General features: G+C 60.5%; 17 protein-coding genes and 4 pseudogenes. 17 read left to right on the plus strand and 4 right to left on the minus strand.

Going from position 1 to position 16,785, the window contains the following annotated elements:
- Positions 1-124: 124 nt before the first annotated feature.
- The 17 genes and pseudogenes from nifK to F3H98_RS27565 all read left to right on the plus strand — a co-directional run bounded on the left by nifK (position 125) and on the right by F3H98_RS27565 (position 13,180).
- A complete protein-coding gene (gene nifK, locus F3H98_RS27485) occupies positions 125-1,666 on the plus strand; it encodes a nitrogenase molybdenum-iron protein subunit beta (protein WP_149763769.1) in 1,542 nt (513 codons plus the stop codon).
- Between the two features lie 53 nt (positions 1,667-1,719).
- On the plus strand, positions 1,720-3,210 hold the full coding sequence (gene nifE / locus F3H98_RS27490; RefSeq protein WP_149763771.1) for a nitrogenase iron-molybdenum cofactor biosynthesis protein NifE: 1,491 nt from the start codon (positions 1,720-1,722) through the stop codon (positions 3,208-3,210).
- A 9-nt stretch (positions 3,211-3,219) separates the two neighbouring features.
- Positions 3,220-4,602, plus strand: coding sequence for a nitrogenase iron-molybdenum cofactor biosynthesis protein NifN (nifN, locus tag F3H98_RS27495; RefSeq protein WP_149763773.1), 1,383 nt, complete (start codon positions 3,220-3,222; stop codon positions 4,600-4,602).
- Positions 4,568-5,065, plus strand: a complete 498-nt coding sequence (nifX, locus tag F3H98_RS27500) for a nitrogen fixation protein NifX (RefSeq protein ID WP_149763775.1) — start codon at positions 4,568-4,570, stop codon at positions 5,063-5,065. Before nifN ends, nifX begins: the two co-directional genes overlap by 35 nt.
- Before the next feature lie 17 nt (positions 5,066-5,082).
- Positions 5,083-5,562 (plus strand): NifX-associated nitrogen fixation protein, encoded by a 480-nt coding sequence (locus F3H98_RS27505; protein ID WP_149763777.1) that lies wholly within the window; start codon positions 5,083-5,085, stop codon positions 5,560-5,562.
- Between the two features lie 108 nt (positions 5,563-5,670).
- The gene (locus tag F3H98_RS27510; RefSeq protein WP_425294885.1) at positions 5,671-6,375 is read left to right on the plus strand and encodes a response regulator transcription factor; all 705 of its coding nucleotides are present in this window, start codon (positions 5,671-5,673) and stop codon (positions 6,373-6,375) included.
- A 105-nt stretch (positions 6,376-6,480) separates the two neighbouring features.
- A complete protein-coding gene (locus F3H98_RS27515; protein ID WP_149763781.1) occupies positions 6,481-7,356 on the plus strand; it encodes a universal stress protein in 876 nt (291 codons plus the stop codon).
- Between the two features lie 169 nt (positions 7,357-7,525).
- Positions 7,526-8,003, plus strand: a pseudogene (locus tag F3H98_RS27520) (NifX-associated nitrogen fixation protein).
- 26 nt (positions 8,004-8,029) lie between these two features.
- A complete protein-coding gene (locus F3H98_RS27525) occupies positions 8,030-8,233 on the plus strand; it encodes a CCE_0567 family metalloprotein (protein WP_149763783.1) in 204 nt (67 codons plus the stop codon).
- Positions 8,230-8,550 (plus strand): ferredoxin III, nif-specific, encoded by a 321-nt coding sequence (fdxB, locus tag F3H98_RS27530; RefSeq protein WP_149763785.1) that lies wholly within the window; start codon positions 8,230-8,232, stop codon positions 8,548-8,550. The genes F3H98_RS27525 and fdxB overlap by 4 nt, the downstream gene beginning before the upstream one ends.
- Before the next feature lie 95 nt (positions 8,551-8,645).
- On the plus strand, positions 8,646-8,840 hold the full coding sequence (locus F3H98_RS27535) for an exopolysaccharide production repressor protein (RefSeq protein WP_244621938.1): 195 nt from the start codon (positions 8,646-8,648) through the stop codon (positions 8,838-8,840).
- A 398-nt stretch (positions 8,841-9,238) separates the two neighbouring features.
- A complete protein-coding gene (locus tag F3H98_RS27540) occupies positions 9,239-10,252 on the plus strand; it encodes a 1-aminocyclopropane-1-carboxylate deaminase (protein ID WP_149763789.1) in 1,014 nt (337 codons plus the stop codon).
- Between the two features lie 36 nt (positions 10,253-10,288).
- Positions 10,289-10,420, plus strand: a pseudogene (locus tag F3H98_RS32445) (hypothetical protein); the annotation flags it as partial.
- Positions 10,421-10,731: 311 nt separating this feature from the next.
- Complete coding sequence (gene queC / locus F3H98_RS27550) at positions 10,732-11,433, plus strand: 7-cyano-7-deazaguanine synthase QueC (protein WP_149763793.1); 702 nt, start codon at positions 10,732-10,734, stop codon at positions 11,431-11,433.
- Positions 11,433-11,789 carry a 6-carboxytetrahydropterin synthase QueD gene (gene queD, locus F3H98_RS27555; protein WP_149763795.1) on the plus strand — a complete coding sequence of 119 codons (357 nt, stop codon included), beginning with the start codon at positions 11,433-11,435 and terminating at the stop codon, positions 11,787-11,789. Before queC ends, queD begins: the two co-directional genes overlap by 1 nt.
- Complete coding sequence (gene queE / locus F3H98_RS27560; RefSeq protein WP_149763797.1) at positions 11,786-12,520, plus strand: 7-carboxy-7-deazaguanine synthase QueE; 735 nt, start codon at positions 11,786-11,788, stop codon at positions 12,518-12,520. Before queD ends, queE begins: the two co-directional genes overlap by 4 nt.
- A 357-nt stretch (positions 12,521-12,877) precedes the next feature.
- A complete protein-coding gene (locus F3H98_RS27565) occupies positions 12,878-13,180 on the plus strand; it encodes a DUF982 domain-containing protein (protein ID WP_149763799.1) in 303 nt (100 codons plus the stop codon).
- A 152-nt stretch (positions 13,181-13,332) separates the two neighbouring features.
- Here the strand turns inward: F3H98_RS27565 and F3H98_RS32655 are convergent.
- The 4 genes and pseudogenes from F3H98_RS32655 to gmd all read right to left on the minus strand — a co-directional run.
- Positions 13,333-13,530 (minus strand): annotated as a pseudogene (locus F3H98_RS32655) (hypothetical protein); the annotation flags it as partial.
- Positions 13,531-13,581: 51 nt separating this feature from the next.
- Positions 13,582-13,761: pseudogene (locus F3H98_RS32345) on the minus strand (UDP-N-acetyl-D-glucosamine dehydrogenase); the annotation flags it as partial.
- A gap of 235 nt (positions 13,762-13,996) precedes the next feature.
- Positions 13,997-14,950 carry a GDP-L-fucose synthase family protein gene (locus F3H98_RS27575; RefSeq protein WP_149763803.1) on the minus strand — a complete coding sequence of 318 codons (954 nt, stop codon included), beginning with the start codon at positions 14,948-14,950 and terminating at the stop codon, positions 13,997-13,999.
- Between the two features lie 12 nt (positions 14,951-14,962).
- Positions 14,963-16,024 (minus strand): GDP-mannose 4,6-dehydratase, encoded by a 1,062-nt coding sequence (gene gmd, locus F3H98_RS27580; RefSeq protein WP_149763805.1) that lies wholly within the window; start codon positions 16,022-16,024, stop codon positions 14,963-14,965.
- Between the last annotated feature and the right edge of the window lie 761 nt (positions 16,025-16,785).

A 16,785-nucleotide genomic window follows, 5' to 3' on the forward strand; every position in this document is an offset into this window, starting at 1 on the left:
GGCCTCTCCGCCCTTGCGGGGAGGCCGATGAGCGCCCGCAGCCCTTGATCCGCGGGAGTCCCTTCAACGTCTCGATGTCCCTGTGCCGCCGTATTGCGCGGCCAGCTGGAAAGAGGTGACCACCATGCCGCAGTCGGCCGAAAAAGTCCTCGACCATGCTCCCCTGTTCCGCGAGCCGGAATACAGGCAGATGCTTGCCGAGAAGAAGATCAACTTCGAATGCCCGCATCCGGACCAGATCGTTACGGATCAGCGCGAATTCACCAAGAGCTGGGAATACCGTGAGAAGAACCTCGCCCGCGAAGCGCTGGTCGTGAACCCTGCCAAGGCCTGCCAGCCGCTCGGCGCGGTGTTCGCCGCCGCCGGCTTCGAGCGGACGATGTCTTTCGTCCACGGCAGCCAGGGCTGTGTGGCCTATTACCGCTCGCACCTGTCGCGGCATTTCAAGGAGCCGGCCTCGGCGGTCTCCTCGTCGATGACCGAGGACGCGGCGGTGTTCGGCGGCCTCAAGAATATGATCGACGGGCTTGCCAACACCTACAAGCTCTACGACCCGAAGATGATCGCGGTCTCGACCACCTGCATGGCGGAGGTGATCGGCGACGACCTGCACGGCTTCATCGAGAACGCCAGGACCGAAGGTTCCGTGCCGCGCGACTTCGACGTGCCCTTCGCCCACACCCCGGCCTTCGTCGGCAGCCATGTCGATGGCTATGACGTCATGGTCAAGGGCGTGCTGGAGCATTTCTGGAAGGGCAAGGAGCGCGCCGAAGTCGCAGGGAACATCAACATCATCCCTGGCTTCGATGGTTTCTGCGTCGGCAACAATCGCGAGCTCAAGCGCCTGCTCGACCTGATGGGCGTGTCCTACACCTTCATCCAGGACGCCTCCGACCAGTACGACACGCCGTCGGACGGCGAATACCGCATGTATGACGGCGGCACGAAGATCGAAGACGTGAAGACGGCACTCAACGCCGAGGCGACACTTTCGCTACAGCACTACAACACCCGCAAGACGCTGGAATATTGCGCGGAAGTCGGGCAGGTGACGGCCGCGTTCCATTACCCGCTCGGCGTCCAGGCGACCGACGAATTTCTGATGAAGGTCTCGGTGATTTCCGGCAAGGAAATCCCCGAGGCAATCCGCCTTGAACGCGGCCGCCTGGTCGACGCCATGGCGGACAGCCAGTCCTGGCTGCACGGCAAGAAATACGCGATCTACGGCGATCCGGACTTCGTCTACGCCATGGCCCGCTTCATTATGGAAACTGGTGGCGAGCCGACCCACTGCCTCGCCACCAACGGCACCAGTGCCTGGCAAGCCGAGATCAAGAAACTGCTCGCCTCCTCGCCGTTCGGTAAGGATGCGCAGGTCTGGGCAGGCAAGGATCTCTGGGCGATGCGCTCGCTGCTCTTCACCGAGCCGGTGGATCTGCTTATCGGCAATTCCTACGGCAAGTATCTGGAACGCGACACCGGCACGCCGCTGATCCGGCTGATGTTCCCGATCTTCGACCGCCACCATCATCACCGCTTCCCGCTCATGGGCTACCAAGGCGGCCTGCGCGTGCTGACGACGATCCTCGACAAGACCTTCGACAAGCTCGACCGCGAGACGAGCGAGACGGGCGTGACGGACTATTCTTTCGACCTGACCCGCTGAGAGCGGGCGGCCGGCTTCAACCGGAGCCGGCCGCTTTTCGAGGGAGACCGGCAATGTCCTTGTTCAATGCCAAAATCCAGGATGTCTTCAACGAGCCCGCCTGCCAGAAGAACCAGGGCAAGGACGCCAAGGCGCGCAACAAGGGTTGTTCGAAACCCCTAACACCCGGGGCGGCAGCCGGCGGCTGCGCCTTCGACGGCGCCAAGATCGTGCTGCAGCCGATCACCGACGTCGCGCATCTGATCCATGCGCCGCTCGCCTGCGAGGGCAATTCCTGGGACAATCGCGGCACGGCTTCGTCCGGGCCAACGCTGTGGCGCACCAGCTTCACGACCGACCTCACCGAACTCGATGTGGTGATGGGGCAGGGCGAGAGGAAGCTTTTCAAAGCGATCCGCGAGATCAAGGAGGCCTACGCGCCGCCGGCGATCTTCGTCTATTCCGCCTGCGTGACGGCGCTGATCGGCGACGACATCGAAGCCGTCTGCAAACGCGCGGCGGAAAAGTTCGGCTTGCCGGTGGTGCCGGTCAATGCGCCGGGCTTGGTCGGCTCCAAGAACCTCGGCAACAAGCTCGCCGGCGAGGCGTTGCTCGATCATGTCATCGGCACGGTGGAGCCCGACGACGCCGGCCCCTACGACATCAATATCCTTGGCGAATTCAACCTCTCCGGCGAGTTCTGGCTGGTGAAGCCGCTCCTCGATCGGCTCGGCATCCGGGTGCGCGCCAGCATTCCGGGCGACGCGCGCTATCTCGACGTTGCCTCCGCGCACCGCGCCAGGGCGACGATGATGGTGTGCTCGACCGCGCTTATCAATCTCGCCCGCAAGATGGAGGAGCGCTGGGACATTCCGTTGTTCGAAGGCTCCTTCTACGGCATCACCGACACCTCGGAAGCGCTGCGCCAGATCGCGGGGCTGCTCGTGAAGAAGGGCGCCGATCCGGAGCTGCTCGACCGCACAGAGACGCTGATCGCGGAGGAGGAGGCGATTGGGTGGAAGAAACTCGAGGCCTACCGGCGGCGGCTCCAAGGCAAGCGCGTGCTGCTCAACACCGGCGGTGTGAAGTCCTGGTCGGTCGTCCATGCGCTGATGGAGATCGGAATTGAGATCGTGGGCACCTCGGTCAAGAAATCGACGGTCGAAGACAAAGAGCGCCTCAAACAGATCCTCAAGGACGAGAACCACATGTTCGAGTCGTTGGCACCGCGCGAGCTTTACGCCATGCTTTCAGAACACAAGGCCGACATCATGCTGTCGGGCGGGCGCACGCAATTCATCGCGCTGAAGGCCAAGATACCCTGGCTCGATATCAACCAGGAGCGCCAACACCCTTATGCCGGCTATGACGGCATGGTGGAACTCGTACGCCAGATCGACCTCGCCATTCATAACCCGATCTGGTGCCAGGTGCGGGAGCCGGCACCGTGGGATTGCCAGCCTGCCGTGAAGGACGAACTGCCGAGCACGAAAAGCGAGACCGCGACTGTGCACGCTTTCAAGAAATTCGCCGGCACGACGGCCGACGACTTCGGCGAGTGTTGAGGAAAGCCGATGGTCCGCATCCTTTCCCAGACCAAATCGGCGGCGGTCAATCCGCTGAAGTCGTCGCAGCCGCTGGGTGCCGCCTTCGCCTTTCTTGGGGTCGATGGTGCGATGCCGCTGTTCCACGGCAGCCAGGGCTGCACCAGCTTCGCGCTCGTGCTCTTCGTGCGGCATTTCAAGGAAACGATCCCCTTGCAGACCACGGCGATGGACGAAGTGGCGACGATCCTTGGCGGGGCGGACCATCTGGAACAGGCGATTCTCAACCTCAAGACCCGCACAAAGCCAAAGCTGATCGGGGTCTGCACGACGGCGCTGGTGGAAACCCGTGGCGAGGATTCCGCAAGCCATATCACCAATATCAAGCTGAAGCGCGCGGAAGAACTCGCGGGTACGGAGGTCGTGCTGGCCAATACGCCGGATTTCGACGGCGCGATCGAAGAGGGCTGGGCCAAGGCTGTCACCGCGATGATCGAAGGGATTACACGGCCCGGCGAGCAGGCGCGGCAGTTGAAGAAGATCGCGATCCTGCCCGGCTGGAACCTCACTGTGGCTGACATCGAGCATTTGCGTGAGATGGTGGAAAGCTTTGGGCTCAAGCCGGTGATCCTGCCGGACGTCTCCGGCTCGCTCGACGGTACGGTGCCCGACCGCTGGGTCCCGACCACCTATGGCGGCACCAGCGTCGAGGATATTCGCGAGCTTGGCACGGCGGTGCAATGCATCGTCATCGGCGAGCATATGCGCCACCCGGCGGAGGTGCTGCAGAGGTTGACCGGCGTGACTTACGTGCTGTTCCAGTCGCTGACCGGATTGAAGGGCGTCGACCGGTTCGTCTCGCTGCTGTCCGCGATTTCGGGCGCGGCGGTGCCGGCCGGGGTGCGCCGTCGCCGGGCGCAATTACAGGATGCGTTGCTCGACGGACATTTCCATTTCGGCGGCAAGAAAATTGCGATCGCTGCCGAACCAGACCAGCTCTACCAGCTCGCGACCTTCTTCATCGGCATGGGCTCCGAAATCGCGGCGGCCGTCACCACGACCGGTACGTCGAAAATTCTCGAGAAAGTGCCGGCGGAATCGGTCCAGGTCGGCGATCTCGGCGATCTGGAAGGTCTTGCCGCCAGCGCTGATCTTCTCGTCACCCATTCGCACGGACGCCAGGCGGCGGAGCGCCTTGGCATTCCCCTCATGCGCGTCGGCTTCCCGGTCTTCGACCGGCTCGGCAGCCAGCACAAGCTCACAATCCTCTATCAGGGGACCCGCGACCTGATCTTCGAGGTTGCCAACATCTTCCAGGCCAACCAGCACGCGCCTACGCCTGAGGCACTTGATCCATTCCGTAAGCGAGAAATGCCAGATGAGCTCCGTTCGTCGCCTCTCGCTCGTCACTGACGAGGTTCACCCACCGATGCCGGAACGACGAGCAGGCGCATTGCGCGTAGCGATCGCCACACAAGACCTGAAGGGCCTCAACGCCCATTTCGGGTCGGCCAAGCGCTTTGCTGTCTACGACGTGACGCCCGACGAGTGGAATTTCGTGGAAGTCGTGGCCTTCGATGACGTTTCCGATGAGAGCGGGAAGCAACGGACTGAGGGCTATGACCGCATCACCCCGAAGGTGGAGGCGCTGAAGGGCTGTCATCTCCTGTTTTGTCTGGCAATTGGCGGGCCTTCGGCAGCCAAGGTTGTTTCGGCAAAAATCCATCCGATCAAAGTGCCGCAGCCCCAATCCATCGAAGAGGTACTGTCGCGCACGCAGACTATGCTCAGGACGGCTCCTCCGCCCTGGCTGCGCAAGGTGCTGGCGGAAGCAGGCGTCGCCGAAAAGAAACCGTCGTTCGAGGACGAGGACTGAAATGAGGAGAAAGCGAAATGTCTGATGCCGCGGTTAGCCCTGCTGTCGCCGATGACGAGGCGGCGCTTGCCACCCCGTTCGTCAAATGCCTCGTGCGGCTGATCCGTGCTCAGGACTCCTACGGATCATGGGAAGGCAAATCGGACGCCGAACTGCTGGCCGACTTCATCATCACCAAGGAACAGCGGCGTGCGATCCCGATCATCGGCGATCCCGATCCGGACGTGCTGTGGAGGCTCGACAAGTTTTACACCGCCGTCGGGCTCGCGATCGAGGAGCGCTCCGGCCTGATGGCATCGCCGATGATGGAGATGAGCCATGAGGGCTTTGGGCGCGTGCTTTTCACGGCCGGGCGGTTGGTCGTTCTGTCAAAGACCTTGCGCGACGTCCACCGGTTCGGCTTCGAGACGTTCTGGAAACTGGCCGCGGCCGGTACGAAACTGGCCGGCGATGCGGTCGCAGCCATCGAAGCCTATCCCGACGTGGCACGGGCGTGATGAAACCGATTTTCGAGCAAGGGGATCATGGCAGGCCTTGAGGAGCCGCGACGGCCAGCCCACTCAGCCGACGCGGTCGAGGCCAATTTGGTTCTCGGGATAGCGCCGATGAAGCCACTGGTCCTGATCTGTTCGCAAGATGCGGAGTTCTATCTGTTCCTCAGTCACATCCTGGAGGCGGACGGCTTCACGAGTGAGCCGGCAGGCGGAGTGAAGGAAGCACTTGCATTGGCCGACGAAAGGGAGCTGCAGGCCGTGGTGCTGGACTGCGGGCCGTCAAGCGCGACAGGGTCCACAATCTGCGCCCGGCTCAAGCATGAGCCCCGGACCGGCGGCCTGCTCGTTATTGCCCTCATCGCGCCCGGCGCCGAGAACCAGCACCTCGATCTCTTAAAGGCAGGCATTGACGAGAGCTTTGTGCGACCGATCGCGCCGGCCAAGCTGCTCGACTATCTACGGGCGAAGCTGGCCCTGGCGAAGCCGGGTTCAAACGGGATTGAAAACGGCAGCTGGCTCTGCTGCGGCAGCCTTGAGATGAAGCCTGATGCCCGCCGGGTTCGCGGTAATGGCCACGAGATCCATCTCGGACCGATCGAGTTCAACCTGCTGCGGTATTTGCTTGAGGCTCCCGGCAAGGTCTTCAGCCGAGACGAGCTGATCCGCGCGGCCTGGCCGGAAAATATCCATATCGGTGTACGCACCGTCGATGTCCATATTAGCCGGATCAGAAAGGCGCTGAAGACTGCTTCGCCCGGCAGCTTCATTCGTACCATCAGGTCGGCCGGCTACATGATCGAGGATCCGGACGGCTGAATGGGTAACGGTGCGGTGCCATTTCCCATCTCCCTCTTGCTGAGGGCAAGTCTTGCGGCTTCGAGCGCGCTTACAGGTACGACATAGTCAGAAAGAAGCAGTCAGATGGCCTTTAAAACCGTGCTCAGTGTGACGGGAGCTGACCACTCCGATCAGGACGTCAGAACAGCTGCCAGCTTGTGTGCCGAGGTCGGCGCGGATCTTTCCGTACTGGTCATCAGATCTGCCACGCGTCCGCCGATGGGCGACGGCATCCCCGTGTGGCCTGAACAACGCGCACAGGACATGGCCAGACTGGAAAATCGGTCTAGGCAAATCGAGAGACTTTCACAGGGCATGGCCAGACTGGAAAAACAGTCCAGGGAAATCCAGGCTCTGCTGGGAACCATGCGGCTTTCCTATGACGTCGATACTGACTATTGCGACCACGCCAGCGTCGGTGACGTGGTGCGGCAGCGGGCGCTTTGCGCGGACCTAACAATCGTCGGACCCGCACTTCTCAACGACAGTGATCTCGGACCCCTTGTTATGAACGGCAGCCTGTTCGAAACGGGAAAGCCGGTGCTTGTTGTGCCGAAGGGCGCCGAGGCGACTCTGTGGCCACAGCGCGTGCTGGTCGGCTGGGATTCGCGAGTCGAGGCGTCCCGTGCGGTTCGCGAAGCGCTGGACCTCCTATCCCATGCCAAGGAGGTTCGTGTCACACTGGTCGATCCGGAGCCGACCTACAACGGAAACGGCGCCGAGCCGGGAGCCGACATCACTGCCTATCTCGCTCGGCACGGTGTTCGTGTGGTGGTGGACCGGTTGCCGAGCGCCGGCCAATCGATTGACACGGTGCTCGCGCAGCACGCAATCGACACGTCTGCCGACATGATAGTCATGGGCGCTTATGGCCACCGCCGGCTGCGTGAGCGGATCTTCGGCGGCGTGGCGAGATGGATACTTGAGAAGCCGCCATTGCCCCTGTTTTTGGCTCGCTGACTGGTTTCGGAGTAGCACCCGATGCTGTTCGACGCTCTGCTCCCCCTGCTCCCCTATCTTGATGCCAATTCGGAGAAAGTCGCGGGAAACGCGGCAAATTTCGCGAAGCTCCTCGGAGCCAATCTGCACTCGCCGTCGCCGTGGACACCCCGAAATGGAGAAAAGCGAAATGTCTGATGCCGCGGTTAGCCCTGCTGTCGCCGAGGACGAGGCGGCGCTTGCCACCCCGTTCGTCAAATGCCTCGTGCGGCTGATCCGTGCTCAGGATTCCTACGGGTGATGGGAAGGCAAATCGGACCCCGAACTGCTGGTCGACTTCATCATCACCAAGGAACAGCAGCGTGCGATCCCGATCATCGGCGATCCCGACCCGGACGTGCTGTGGAGGCTCGACATTTTTTACACGGCCGTGGGGCTTGCGATCGAGGAGCGCTCCGGCCTGATGGCATCGCAGATGATGGAGATGAGCCATGAGGGCTTTGGGCGCGTGCTTTTCACGGCCGGGCGGTTGGTCGTTTTGTCGAAGACCTTGCGCGACGCACCGGTTCGGCTTCGAGACGTTCTGGAAACTGGCCGCCGCCGGTACGAAACTGGCCGGCGATGCGGTCGCGGCCATCGAAGCCTATCCCGACGTGGCGCGGGCGTGATGAAACCGATTTTCGAGGAAGGGATCATGTCGGACCTTGAGGAGCTGCAGAAGAAAGTCCGCAAGCTGCAGTCGCGTGCGGGAACTGCGAAGATGGAATTGCACGACCTCGCCGAGGACCTCCCGGTCAACTTGACCGAGATCAAGGCGGTCGCCGAGAAAACCTTCGACGTTTTTGCCGAGTTGGACGCGGCCAAGAGAGAGCTCGCTGCCTTGGAGAATTCACGATGAGCGCTTTCGTCACCCGCGACGGCTCCAGATGGATGCCGCAATATCTGACCGCTATCGATGGCGCCACTTGCATTGGCTGCGGCCGCTGCTTCAAGGTCTGCTCGCGCGAGGTCATGCACCTTTGCGGCGTCGATGACGCGGGTGAAGTCCTCGGCGCCTGCGACGGCGAGGACGACGACTTCGATGGCGAGCTCAATCGTATGATCATGGTCGTCGACAATGCCGGCCGCTGCATTGGCTGCGGAGCCTGCGCCCGCGTCTGCCCGAAGAACTGCCAGACCCATGTCGCGGCCGATGAGCTCGCTGCATTGACCTGACGGACAAAACCAGGAGAACGGCGTTGCCCTTTAGGATCTTTTATCGCGTCCTGCGGCTGGTCCTGTGCGCCAACGCTCTAACGGTCTACTTCGTCTTGCATTCCATCCGCACGGCAATCCTCACAACGCTGGCTTTTTCGCTGCTTCTTCAGGTCGCCTATTTCGGAAGCGTGCTCTTTCTGGTCTGGCGGTCTAGCTGCGCTCGCGGAGCTGGCCAAAGGGCTGAGCATTTCGGTAGTAGCCAGGAGGATCGGCACGAGTCGCCAGACTACAATGAGGGTGAGGAATGAATCCTCAGATAGGCTCCAGCTTGGTCAAATGCGCGGGCTATCGCCGCTCCCTTTAGGAGGCCGTGACAAGATCAGTGCTCAGATTCACGCCACTTTGGACCAACCATGAACATTGAGCTGATCGTTGAAGGAATACCGTGCTTGGTATGGTCAGAGGCGACCGCATTCCGGTCACTCTAGCGCCGAGGGAGATGCAGCCTTTCGGTTCCATAGGCATTGGGAGACTTCGGAGCACGCGGCATGCGGGTTGCTTCGTCTCGATGACGAACGAGGCGCTGGAAATAATGCGGGGCTCTTCTGGGATATCGGCGAGCGCAGCTGACCTCAAATCAAACGCGCCTCTTAGAATGACTTGTGCATAGCCAATTTCAGCTCAATCACGTATCGCTGGAGACAACATGCTGGAAAAATTCGAACGCTACCCGCTCACCTTTGGACCCACACCCATCGAAAAGCTCGGCCGCCTCGGCAAGCATCTTGAGGGAAAGGTGGAAATCTACGCCAAACGCGAGGACTGCAACTCCGGTCTCGCGTTCGGCGGAAACAAGCTCCGCAAGCTCGAATACATCATCCCCGACGCGATCGCGTCAAATGCCGATACGCTTGTGTCCATTGGTGGCGTGCAGTCCAATCACACGCGAATGGTCGCCGCGGTGGCAGCCAAGATCGGCATGAAATGCCTCCTGGTCCAGGAGAACTGGGTGCTGCATGAGGACGCCGTCTACGACCGGGTCGGCAACATTCTCCTGAGCCGCATCATGGGAGCAGAGGTGCGCCTGGTCGACGAAGGATTTGACATCGGTATCCGCCGCAGTTGGGAACAGGCGCTCGATGAGGTCAAGTCGAGAGGCGGCAGGCCCTATGCCATACCAGCTGGGGCTTCCGTTCACAAATATGGCGGCCTCGGCTACGTGGGGTTCGCGGAGGAGGTGCGCGCTCAGGAGAAACAGCTTGGGTTTGCCTTCGACTACATCGTCGTTTGCACGGTCACGGGTTCAACGCATGCCGGCATGCTCGTCGGATTCGCCAAGGACGGCCGACAGCGTAACGTGATCGGTATCGATGCCTCCGCCACCCCCGCCCAAACCAAGGCGCAGGTGCTAAACATTGCCCAACATACTGCGAAGCTCGTCGATCTTGGCACGGAAATCGTCGAGGAGGACGTGGTGTTGTTGGAGGAGTACGCGTACCCGTGTTACGGAATTCCATCCGAAGAAACGAAGGCGGCCATCCGCCTGTGCGCGCGGCTCGAGGGTATCATTACTGATCCCGTCTACGAGGGCAAATCGATGCAAGGGATGGTTGACCTTGTCCAGAAAGGCTTCTTTCCAGAGGGATCGAGGGTCCTCTACGCGCATCTCGGCGGCGCGCCAGCGATCAACGGTTACAGCTACACCTTTCGCAACGGCTGACGCTCGACAGATTGCGACGTTCGTGCCGTGCCGGCGATGCGCTTGACTCTCACAGAGGGAGGTATCCAGGATCGCGTCAACGCCGCAGTCGAGCAGAGCCTGGAGATTTTCCGCCAGCGCATTGACCAGGTCGGTGTCGCCGAGCCGAGCATCCAGCGCGTCGGGGCAGCAGGTGATACTCGCCGGTCTCGGCGTGGGGCTTCGCTTCAGCAATGGACTTGACGCGCGCCCTGACGAGTCGGCGCTGGGAGCCGATGGTCGGTTTCTTTACCGAGAGATGAACTTCCGTGTCCGATCTCCGGAACCGGGACAGGCGCCTTTCCTGCGAACTGGGAGCCCTGCCTGACAGCGCCCTGCCGCACCGCGGCACGTCAGCGCATCAAACTCGTCCCCCGTTCACAAAGTAGACTCCTTGGGGTACTGGGAGTGCAGAGTAATCTCCGGTCGCAGCCTACCCGGTTAAAACAAGGACCCCAACGATGAAGACTCTCGTCATCTGCTCCGGCGGATTGGACTCCGTTTCCCTTGCTCACAAGGTGGCAGCGGAGCACGAGCTCGCCGGTCTGCTATCTTTCGATTACGGCCAACGGCACAGGAAGGAATTGAGCTTCGCCGCCCTTTGCGCGGAGCGACTGAACGTCCCGCACCGGATCATCGACATCCGCGAAATCGGGCGCGGCCTTTCCGGCTCCGCGCTGACCGACAATGTGGACGTGCCGGACGGGCACTACGCCGAAGACACGATGAAGGTCACAGTGGTGCCGAACCGGAACGCCATCATGTTGGCAATCGCCTTCGGCCTTGCCGCTGCGCACAAGGCCGACGCGGTGGCAACGGCCGTGCATGGTGGGGATCATTTCATCTATCCCGATTGCCGTCCTGCCTTCATCGACGCTTTCCAGATGATGCAAGACCGCGCGCTCGAGGGCTACGCGAAGATCCGCCTATACGCTCCTTATGTGAACCTCACGAAGGCGGACATCGTTGCGGACGGGACAACATACGGAGTGCCGTTTGCGGAGACCTGGTCATGCTACAGGGGCGGCGAGCGTCACTGCGGGCGGTGCGGAACGTGCGTCGAGCGGCGCGAGGCGTTTCATCTCACGGGGCACCCGGACCCCACCGACTACGAGGACTCCGACTTCTGGCTCGATGCGCTGCGGAGGAGGAGGAGGGCGTAATGTTCCGCATCACCAAGGAATTCCACTTCTCAGCCTCGCATCAGCTTACCTCATTACCGCCCGACCACCAGTGTGCGCGCCTGCACGGGCATAACTATATCGTCGAAGTAGAGCTTGCGGCGAAGGAAATGAACGGGCACGGCTTCGTGCGCGACTATCACGATCTGGCGCCGCTCAAACGCTATATCGACGAGAGCTTCGATCACCGACATCTCAACGACGTGCTGGGGCATGAGCAAGTCACGGCGGAATACCTGGCCAGACATTTCTATGAATGGTGCAAGGCACGCCTGCCCGAAACCTCGGCCGTGCGGGTGAGCGAAACGCCAAAGACCTGGGCGGAATACCGGCCATGACCGGTACGCATCCCGCAATCCGCGTGAGCGAGATTTTCGGGCCGACGATCCAGGGCGAGGGCGTGCTTATCGGTTTGCCGACCGTCTTTGTCAGAACCGGCGGGTGCGACTATCGCTGTTCCTGGTGCGACAGCCTGCATGCGGTGGACAATCAATTCCGCCATGAATGGGAGATGATGCCCATCGACGCGGTGTGGCAAACCGTCGTTGCGCTTTCTGGTGGCCGCCCGATGATGGTGTCGCTGTCAGGCGGCAATCCGGCCATTCAGCCGCTCGGTGCGCTCATCGAGCGAGGTCATGATGAAGGCTACCGTTTTGCGCTGGAAACCCAAGGTTCCGTGGTCAGGGACTGGTTTGCCGACCTTGACGTGCTGGTCCTCAGCCCAAAGCCTCCGTCAAGCGAAATGACGACCGATTGGGCCGCTGTCCAGGCGTGCGTCCAAGCGGCGCAGGAGAAGCCGCAAATCGTGCTCAAGCTCGTTGTTTTCGACGAGAGTGACTACGCCTACGCGAAAGACGCCGCCGCGCGATTTCCGCGACTTCCGGTCTATCTGCAGCCCGGCAATCACACGCCGCCACGCCCTGGCAATGAAGACGCGTCTGTCGACCTGGGCGGAATAATGAAACGCATGGAGTGGCTGGTTGAAAGGGTGACCAGCGACAGGTGGTTCGAAGCCCGCGTGCTGCCGCAGCTGCACGTTCTGCTCTGGGGCAACAAGAGGGGTGTCTAGCCCGCGCCTTACTGTTCGGCGGCGATGATCGTGCCGACGTCTTTGTGGGGACAGGAGTTCGGCAAACGGCCAAGGTGCCGGTTGTGATCGAGACTGATAAACCGCGGCGGCGTTATTGCGCGAGCGAGGCTGCCCTTCCTCGGCCTTGTCGCCTTGGGATTTGATGAGGCCGGTCCTGATGGACGAGAGCGATGAGCCTGGCTCATTCCAGGCGAAGTCGGTGACGGTGGCGTGCGAAGGCTGAGGATGAGCATCAAGCGTCCTCTCCACCGTCATCTGCATGACATTGCGTTCTGCGATGGTTGCTGACAGCGACCTCTTCACGCAATTGAGCCATTCAAAAAATTGGAGGGATTGATGAACGCCACCACATTCAGCAGCCCCGTTTTGGTGAAGGACGGGAATTACATTGTGCGAGAAATTGTCAGCGTCGATGGCGCAATTGATTTTCTCGAAGAATGGCCCGAAAGCCGTCGAGATTTGATCCATGAGACTGCACTCAAAGCGTGCTATGACGCGCACGACGGCCACAAGCCGGTTAGCGTGGCACGCAACGCGTTTATCGGTTTCGGCAAGCGGGCCAGCATACTGGAAGACCCGGCTTCTGTAATATCTTGGATCGCACCCTCCGAATCGGGCAGCGGAATGGTAGCGAGGTAGGCTCAATTCGACCAGCGGTGCCCCATCCGGTCGAAAATCAGCGAAACAGGGCACCCGCGGCGGACAAACTGTCCCGATCTGTAAATATCCGACGCCGGCAAACTTAGCCGAGGTGTTTTCTGGTGCTACAGGGAGTTGGGTGAGGAAAAGGGATGCAAATCGACGCTGTCTTCGGCGCCGAGGGACGCCGCAAGTCCACCCTGGGCAAGCGTGCCGGAGGCTTCGCATCCTAGTGGCGCGCTGGACAGCAAGACGGCCGGTTCGGGCGCGAGATAAAGCGCGGTCATGAGGCCGGCAACGTCGGCGCCGACCGGAGGAGATGGATCAGCTACGGCGATGCGAGGCTGAATCCCTTCGTTGGTCGGCGATGGAATGGCGCGATCGACTGGGGTCGCATTGACGACGAAGCGGAGATCGGGTTCGCGATTCTTGCTGAGGGGCGTTGGCACACAGATGATGACGACGCCCGTCTCGACGATTCTCGAGAAGTCCATCGTGGCTTGAAACGCTGCCTCAACGCTGGAACTGATCGTGGCTTCGCCCAGGTACTCGATATAAGGGCGCCCGTTTTTGAGCGTGATTTCTCGTCAATGCCGAAGTCCAATACCTTAAAGCCTACATCGACGAAGCGGAGGCCAGCGACAAGCCTAAACAAACGAAGCCGACTACGACGACCGTCGCCGTCGTGTTCCTCGCGACCAGGGCGTACTTGATAGTAAGAAGTCCGCGCTCCGGTGATCGGCTTTCGATGAGGAGACTGGTCTAGATGTGCGCAAAGTTAGCTGACGAGAACTTCCGACGGACCAGCTCACAAGATCATAACGAGGCTGGTCGAACAGCAATGGTGCTTCCGTAGATGTCTATCATCTGACGGAGACCGTCGCGTAGTTCGATCCGTGGCCGCCAACCAAGTGCTGTCAGGCGGCTCGAATCCATGAGCTTTCGCGGCGTGCCGTCCGGCTTGGAGCGATCGAAGTCAAATTCTCCTTGCCATCCGGACAGTTCCGCCACCAACTGGTGGAGGCCAAGAACCGATATCTCCTGGCCGCTGCCGACATTGATCGGCCCGGCTTCATCGTAGCGCTCCATCAGAAAGACGAGTGCGTCGGCAAGGTCGTCGACATGCATGAATTCGCGCAACGGCGACCCGCTACCCCATATCGTGACGCGATTTCTCCCGGCACTCCGTGCGTCCACGATCTTTCGAATCGTCGCGGCCATCACATGGCCCGCAAGCGGGTCGAAATTGTCATTCGGCCCGTACAGGTTTGTCGGCATAGTCGAGATGAAGCTACGCCCGAACTGCTGACGGTAAGCGTCGCACAGCATCACTCCGGCGATCTTGGCAATCGCGTACCACTGGTTCGTCGGCTCCAGCGGCGCGGTCATCAGCGAGCTTTCCTGGATCGGTTGTGCCGCAAATTTGGGGTAAATGCAGGACGAGCCGAGCAGCATGAACTTCTCGACGCACGCCTCGAATGCGGCCGCGATCGTAGAGAGCTCGATCGCGAGATTGTCCTGGAGGAAGTCGACTGGACGTTCGTTGTTGGCCAGAATTCCCCCGACCTTGGCGGCAGCCATGAAAACCAGGTCAGGACGTTGTGTCCGGACCCAGGCGGTCGTCGCTGCGCGATCGGTCAGGTCGAGATCACGACTGTCCGCCGTGAGGATCTTTACCTCGGGCAAGCCGGACAGCCGGCGCACCAGTGCAGACCCAACCATGCCGCGATGGCCGGCGACCCAAATGCGTTTGCCCTCCAGCGAAATCATTATCTTTTCACGTTAATCGAGCGTGATTCCGTAGGCGCGGCAATCGGCCTCGACCATTTCCGAGACGAGCTCATCGAAAGTGGTCTTTGGCTTCCAACCGAGCTTGGTGGCCGCCTTAGAGGCGTCGCCGATCAGCAGGTCAACCTCGGTCGGACGGAAATAACGCTTGTCGATACGGATCAGCGCCTGGTTACTCCTGCGTTCGCGGCCCACCTCGTCAACGCCTTCGCCCTCCCAGACGATCTCCTTCTCGACTCGCCTAAAGGCAGCCTCGACAAAGCTGCGGACCGAATGCGTCTCGCCGGTCGCGAGCATAAAATCGTCAGGCTCGTGGTGCTGCAGGATGCGCCACATGCCCTCAACATAGTCGCGCGCCGAGCCCCAGTCGCGCTTTGCCTCCAGGTTTCCGAGATAGAGGCAGTCCTGTTTGCCGGCCATAATCGCAGCAACTGCACGGGTCACCTTGCGCGTGATGAAAGTTTCGCCGCGCGTCGGTCCTTCGTGATTGAACAGAATCCCGTTGCTGGCGTAGAGCCCGTATGCCTCCCGGTAGTTCACCGTGATCCAATAGGCGTAGAGCTTCGCCACCGCATACGGCGAGCGTGGATAAAACGGAGTAGTCTCCACCTGCGGGACATTCTGGACCAAACCGAAGAGTTCGGATGTGGAGGCCTGGTAGAACCGCGTTTTGTCCTCGAGGCGAAGAATGCGGATCGCTTCCAGCAACCGCAGCGTGCCGAGTGCATCGGCGTTGGCCGTATATTCGGGGGTCTCGAAAGAGACTTGCACGTGGCTTTGCGCAGCGAGATTGTAGATTTCGTCGGGCTGCGTGTCCTGCAGGAGACGGATCAAGTTCGTCGCATCCGTCATGTCCCCGTAATGGAGGACCATGTCGGGATGGTCCTCATGCGGGTCTTGATAGAGATGGTCGATACGCTGGGTATTCCCGACCAGCGAGGCCCGCCGCTTCAGGCCATGCACCATGTAGCCCTTCGAAAGCAGCAGTTCGGCAAGCAACGCGCCGTCCTGGCCAGTGATACCTGTAATGAATGCCGTACGCCGGGGTGAACTCATTCCTGATATTTCCGTGATGAAGCGCTGTTGACAGGAGCGGTCAGCGTCAGGTGCAAATGCTTTCTGTACGCTGCGCTATAAACGCAATGCAATCTTCGCTGTATGCACCGGCTTAGCTGGTATTTGTGCCTCGAGTGATGGTAAGAAAGCGAGCGGACTACATCGAGTGTGGTGTGCCGTTGGCGTCAGATCTAGAAGGACTTCGCCCCCATCGTCCCTACGACTAGAGAGCTCCTGTAAACGTCGCCTCCCGAGTGACGTTTTTTCATGTCCGCCATTCTTCGTAAAATCGATTGTTTTGATGGAACGCATCCACACGATGGATACAGTGTTATCGACTAAATGGGGGTTTCAGAGCCTTCGAACGCAGACTCCAAATAACTCAGCGCAATCCGCGTGGCGCTGAGAGCCCGTCCCGAAATTTCGGAGCTTGGCTTTGCTGGCAGACGCTCATGGTTGTGACGGACGTGGCTTAAGGATTGATGTGATTCGGACGCTTAATCCCAGGCGACCATGAAGTCTGGGACCGCTTCGGAAAATTTGTATCACATCTTTCCGTATCCTGCCAAATCGAGAAACAGCCGTTTTGCTGTGATTATGTCATTGTAGTTCAATGTGTTAGTGGGTTCGTGTGAATCTACATCCACACCAACATGGGCTCAATTTTGGATCGCGCCAAGGGGGTTGAGCAGCTGGCGCGGTCGTGATTCCAACGGGTGTCGAAGCCTGATTGGAGAGACCTGATGTGGACGCCAGCTACT

It is taken from the genome of Neomesorhizobium albiziae (genome assembly GCF_900114255.1).
GTDB lineage: Bacteria > Pseudomonadota > Alphaproteobacteria > Rhizobiales > Rhizobiaceae > Neomesorhizobium > Neomesorhizobium albiziae.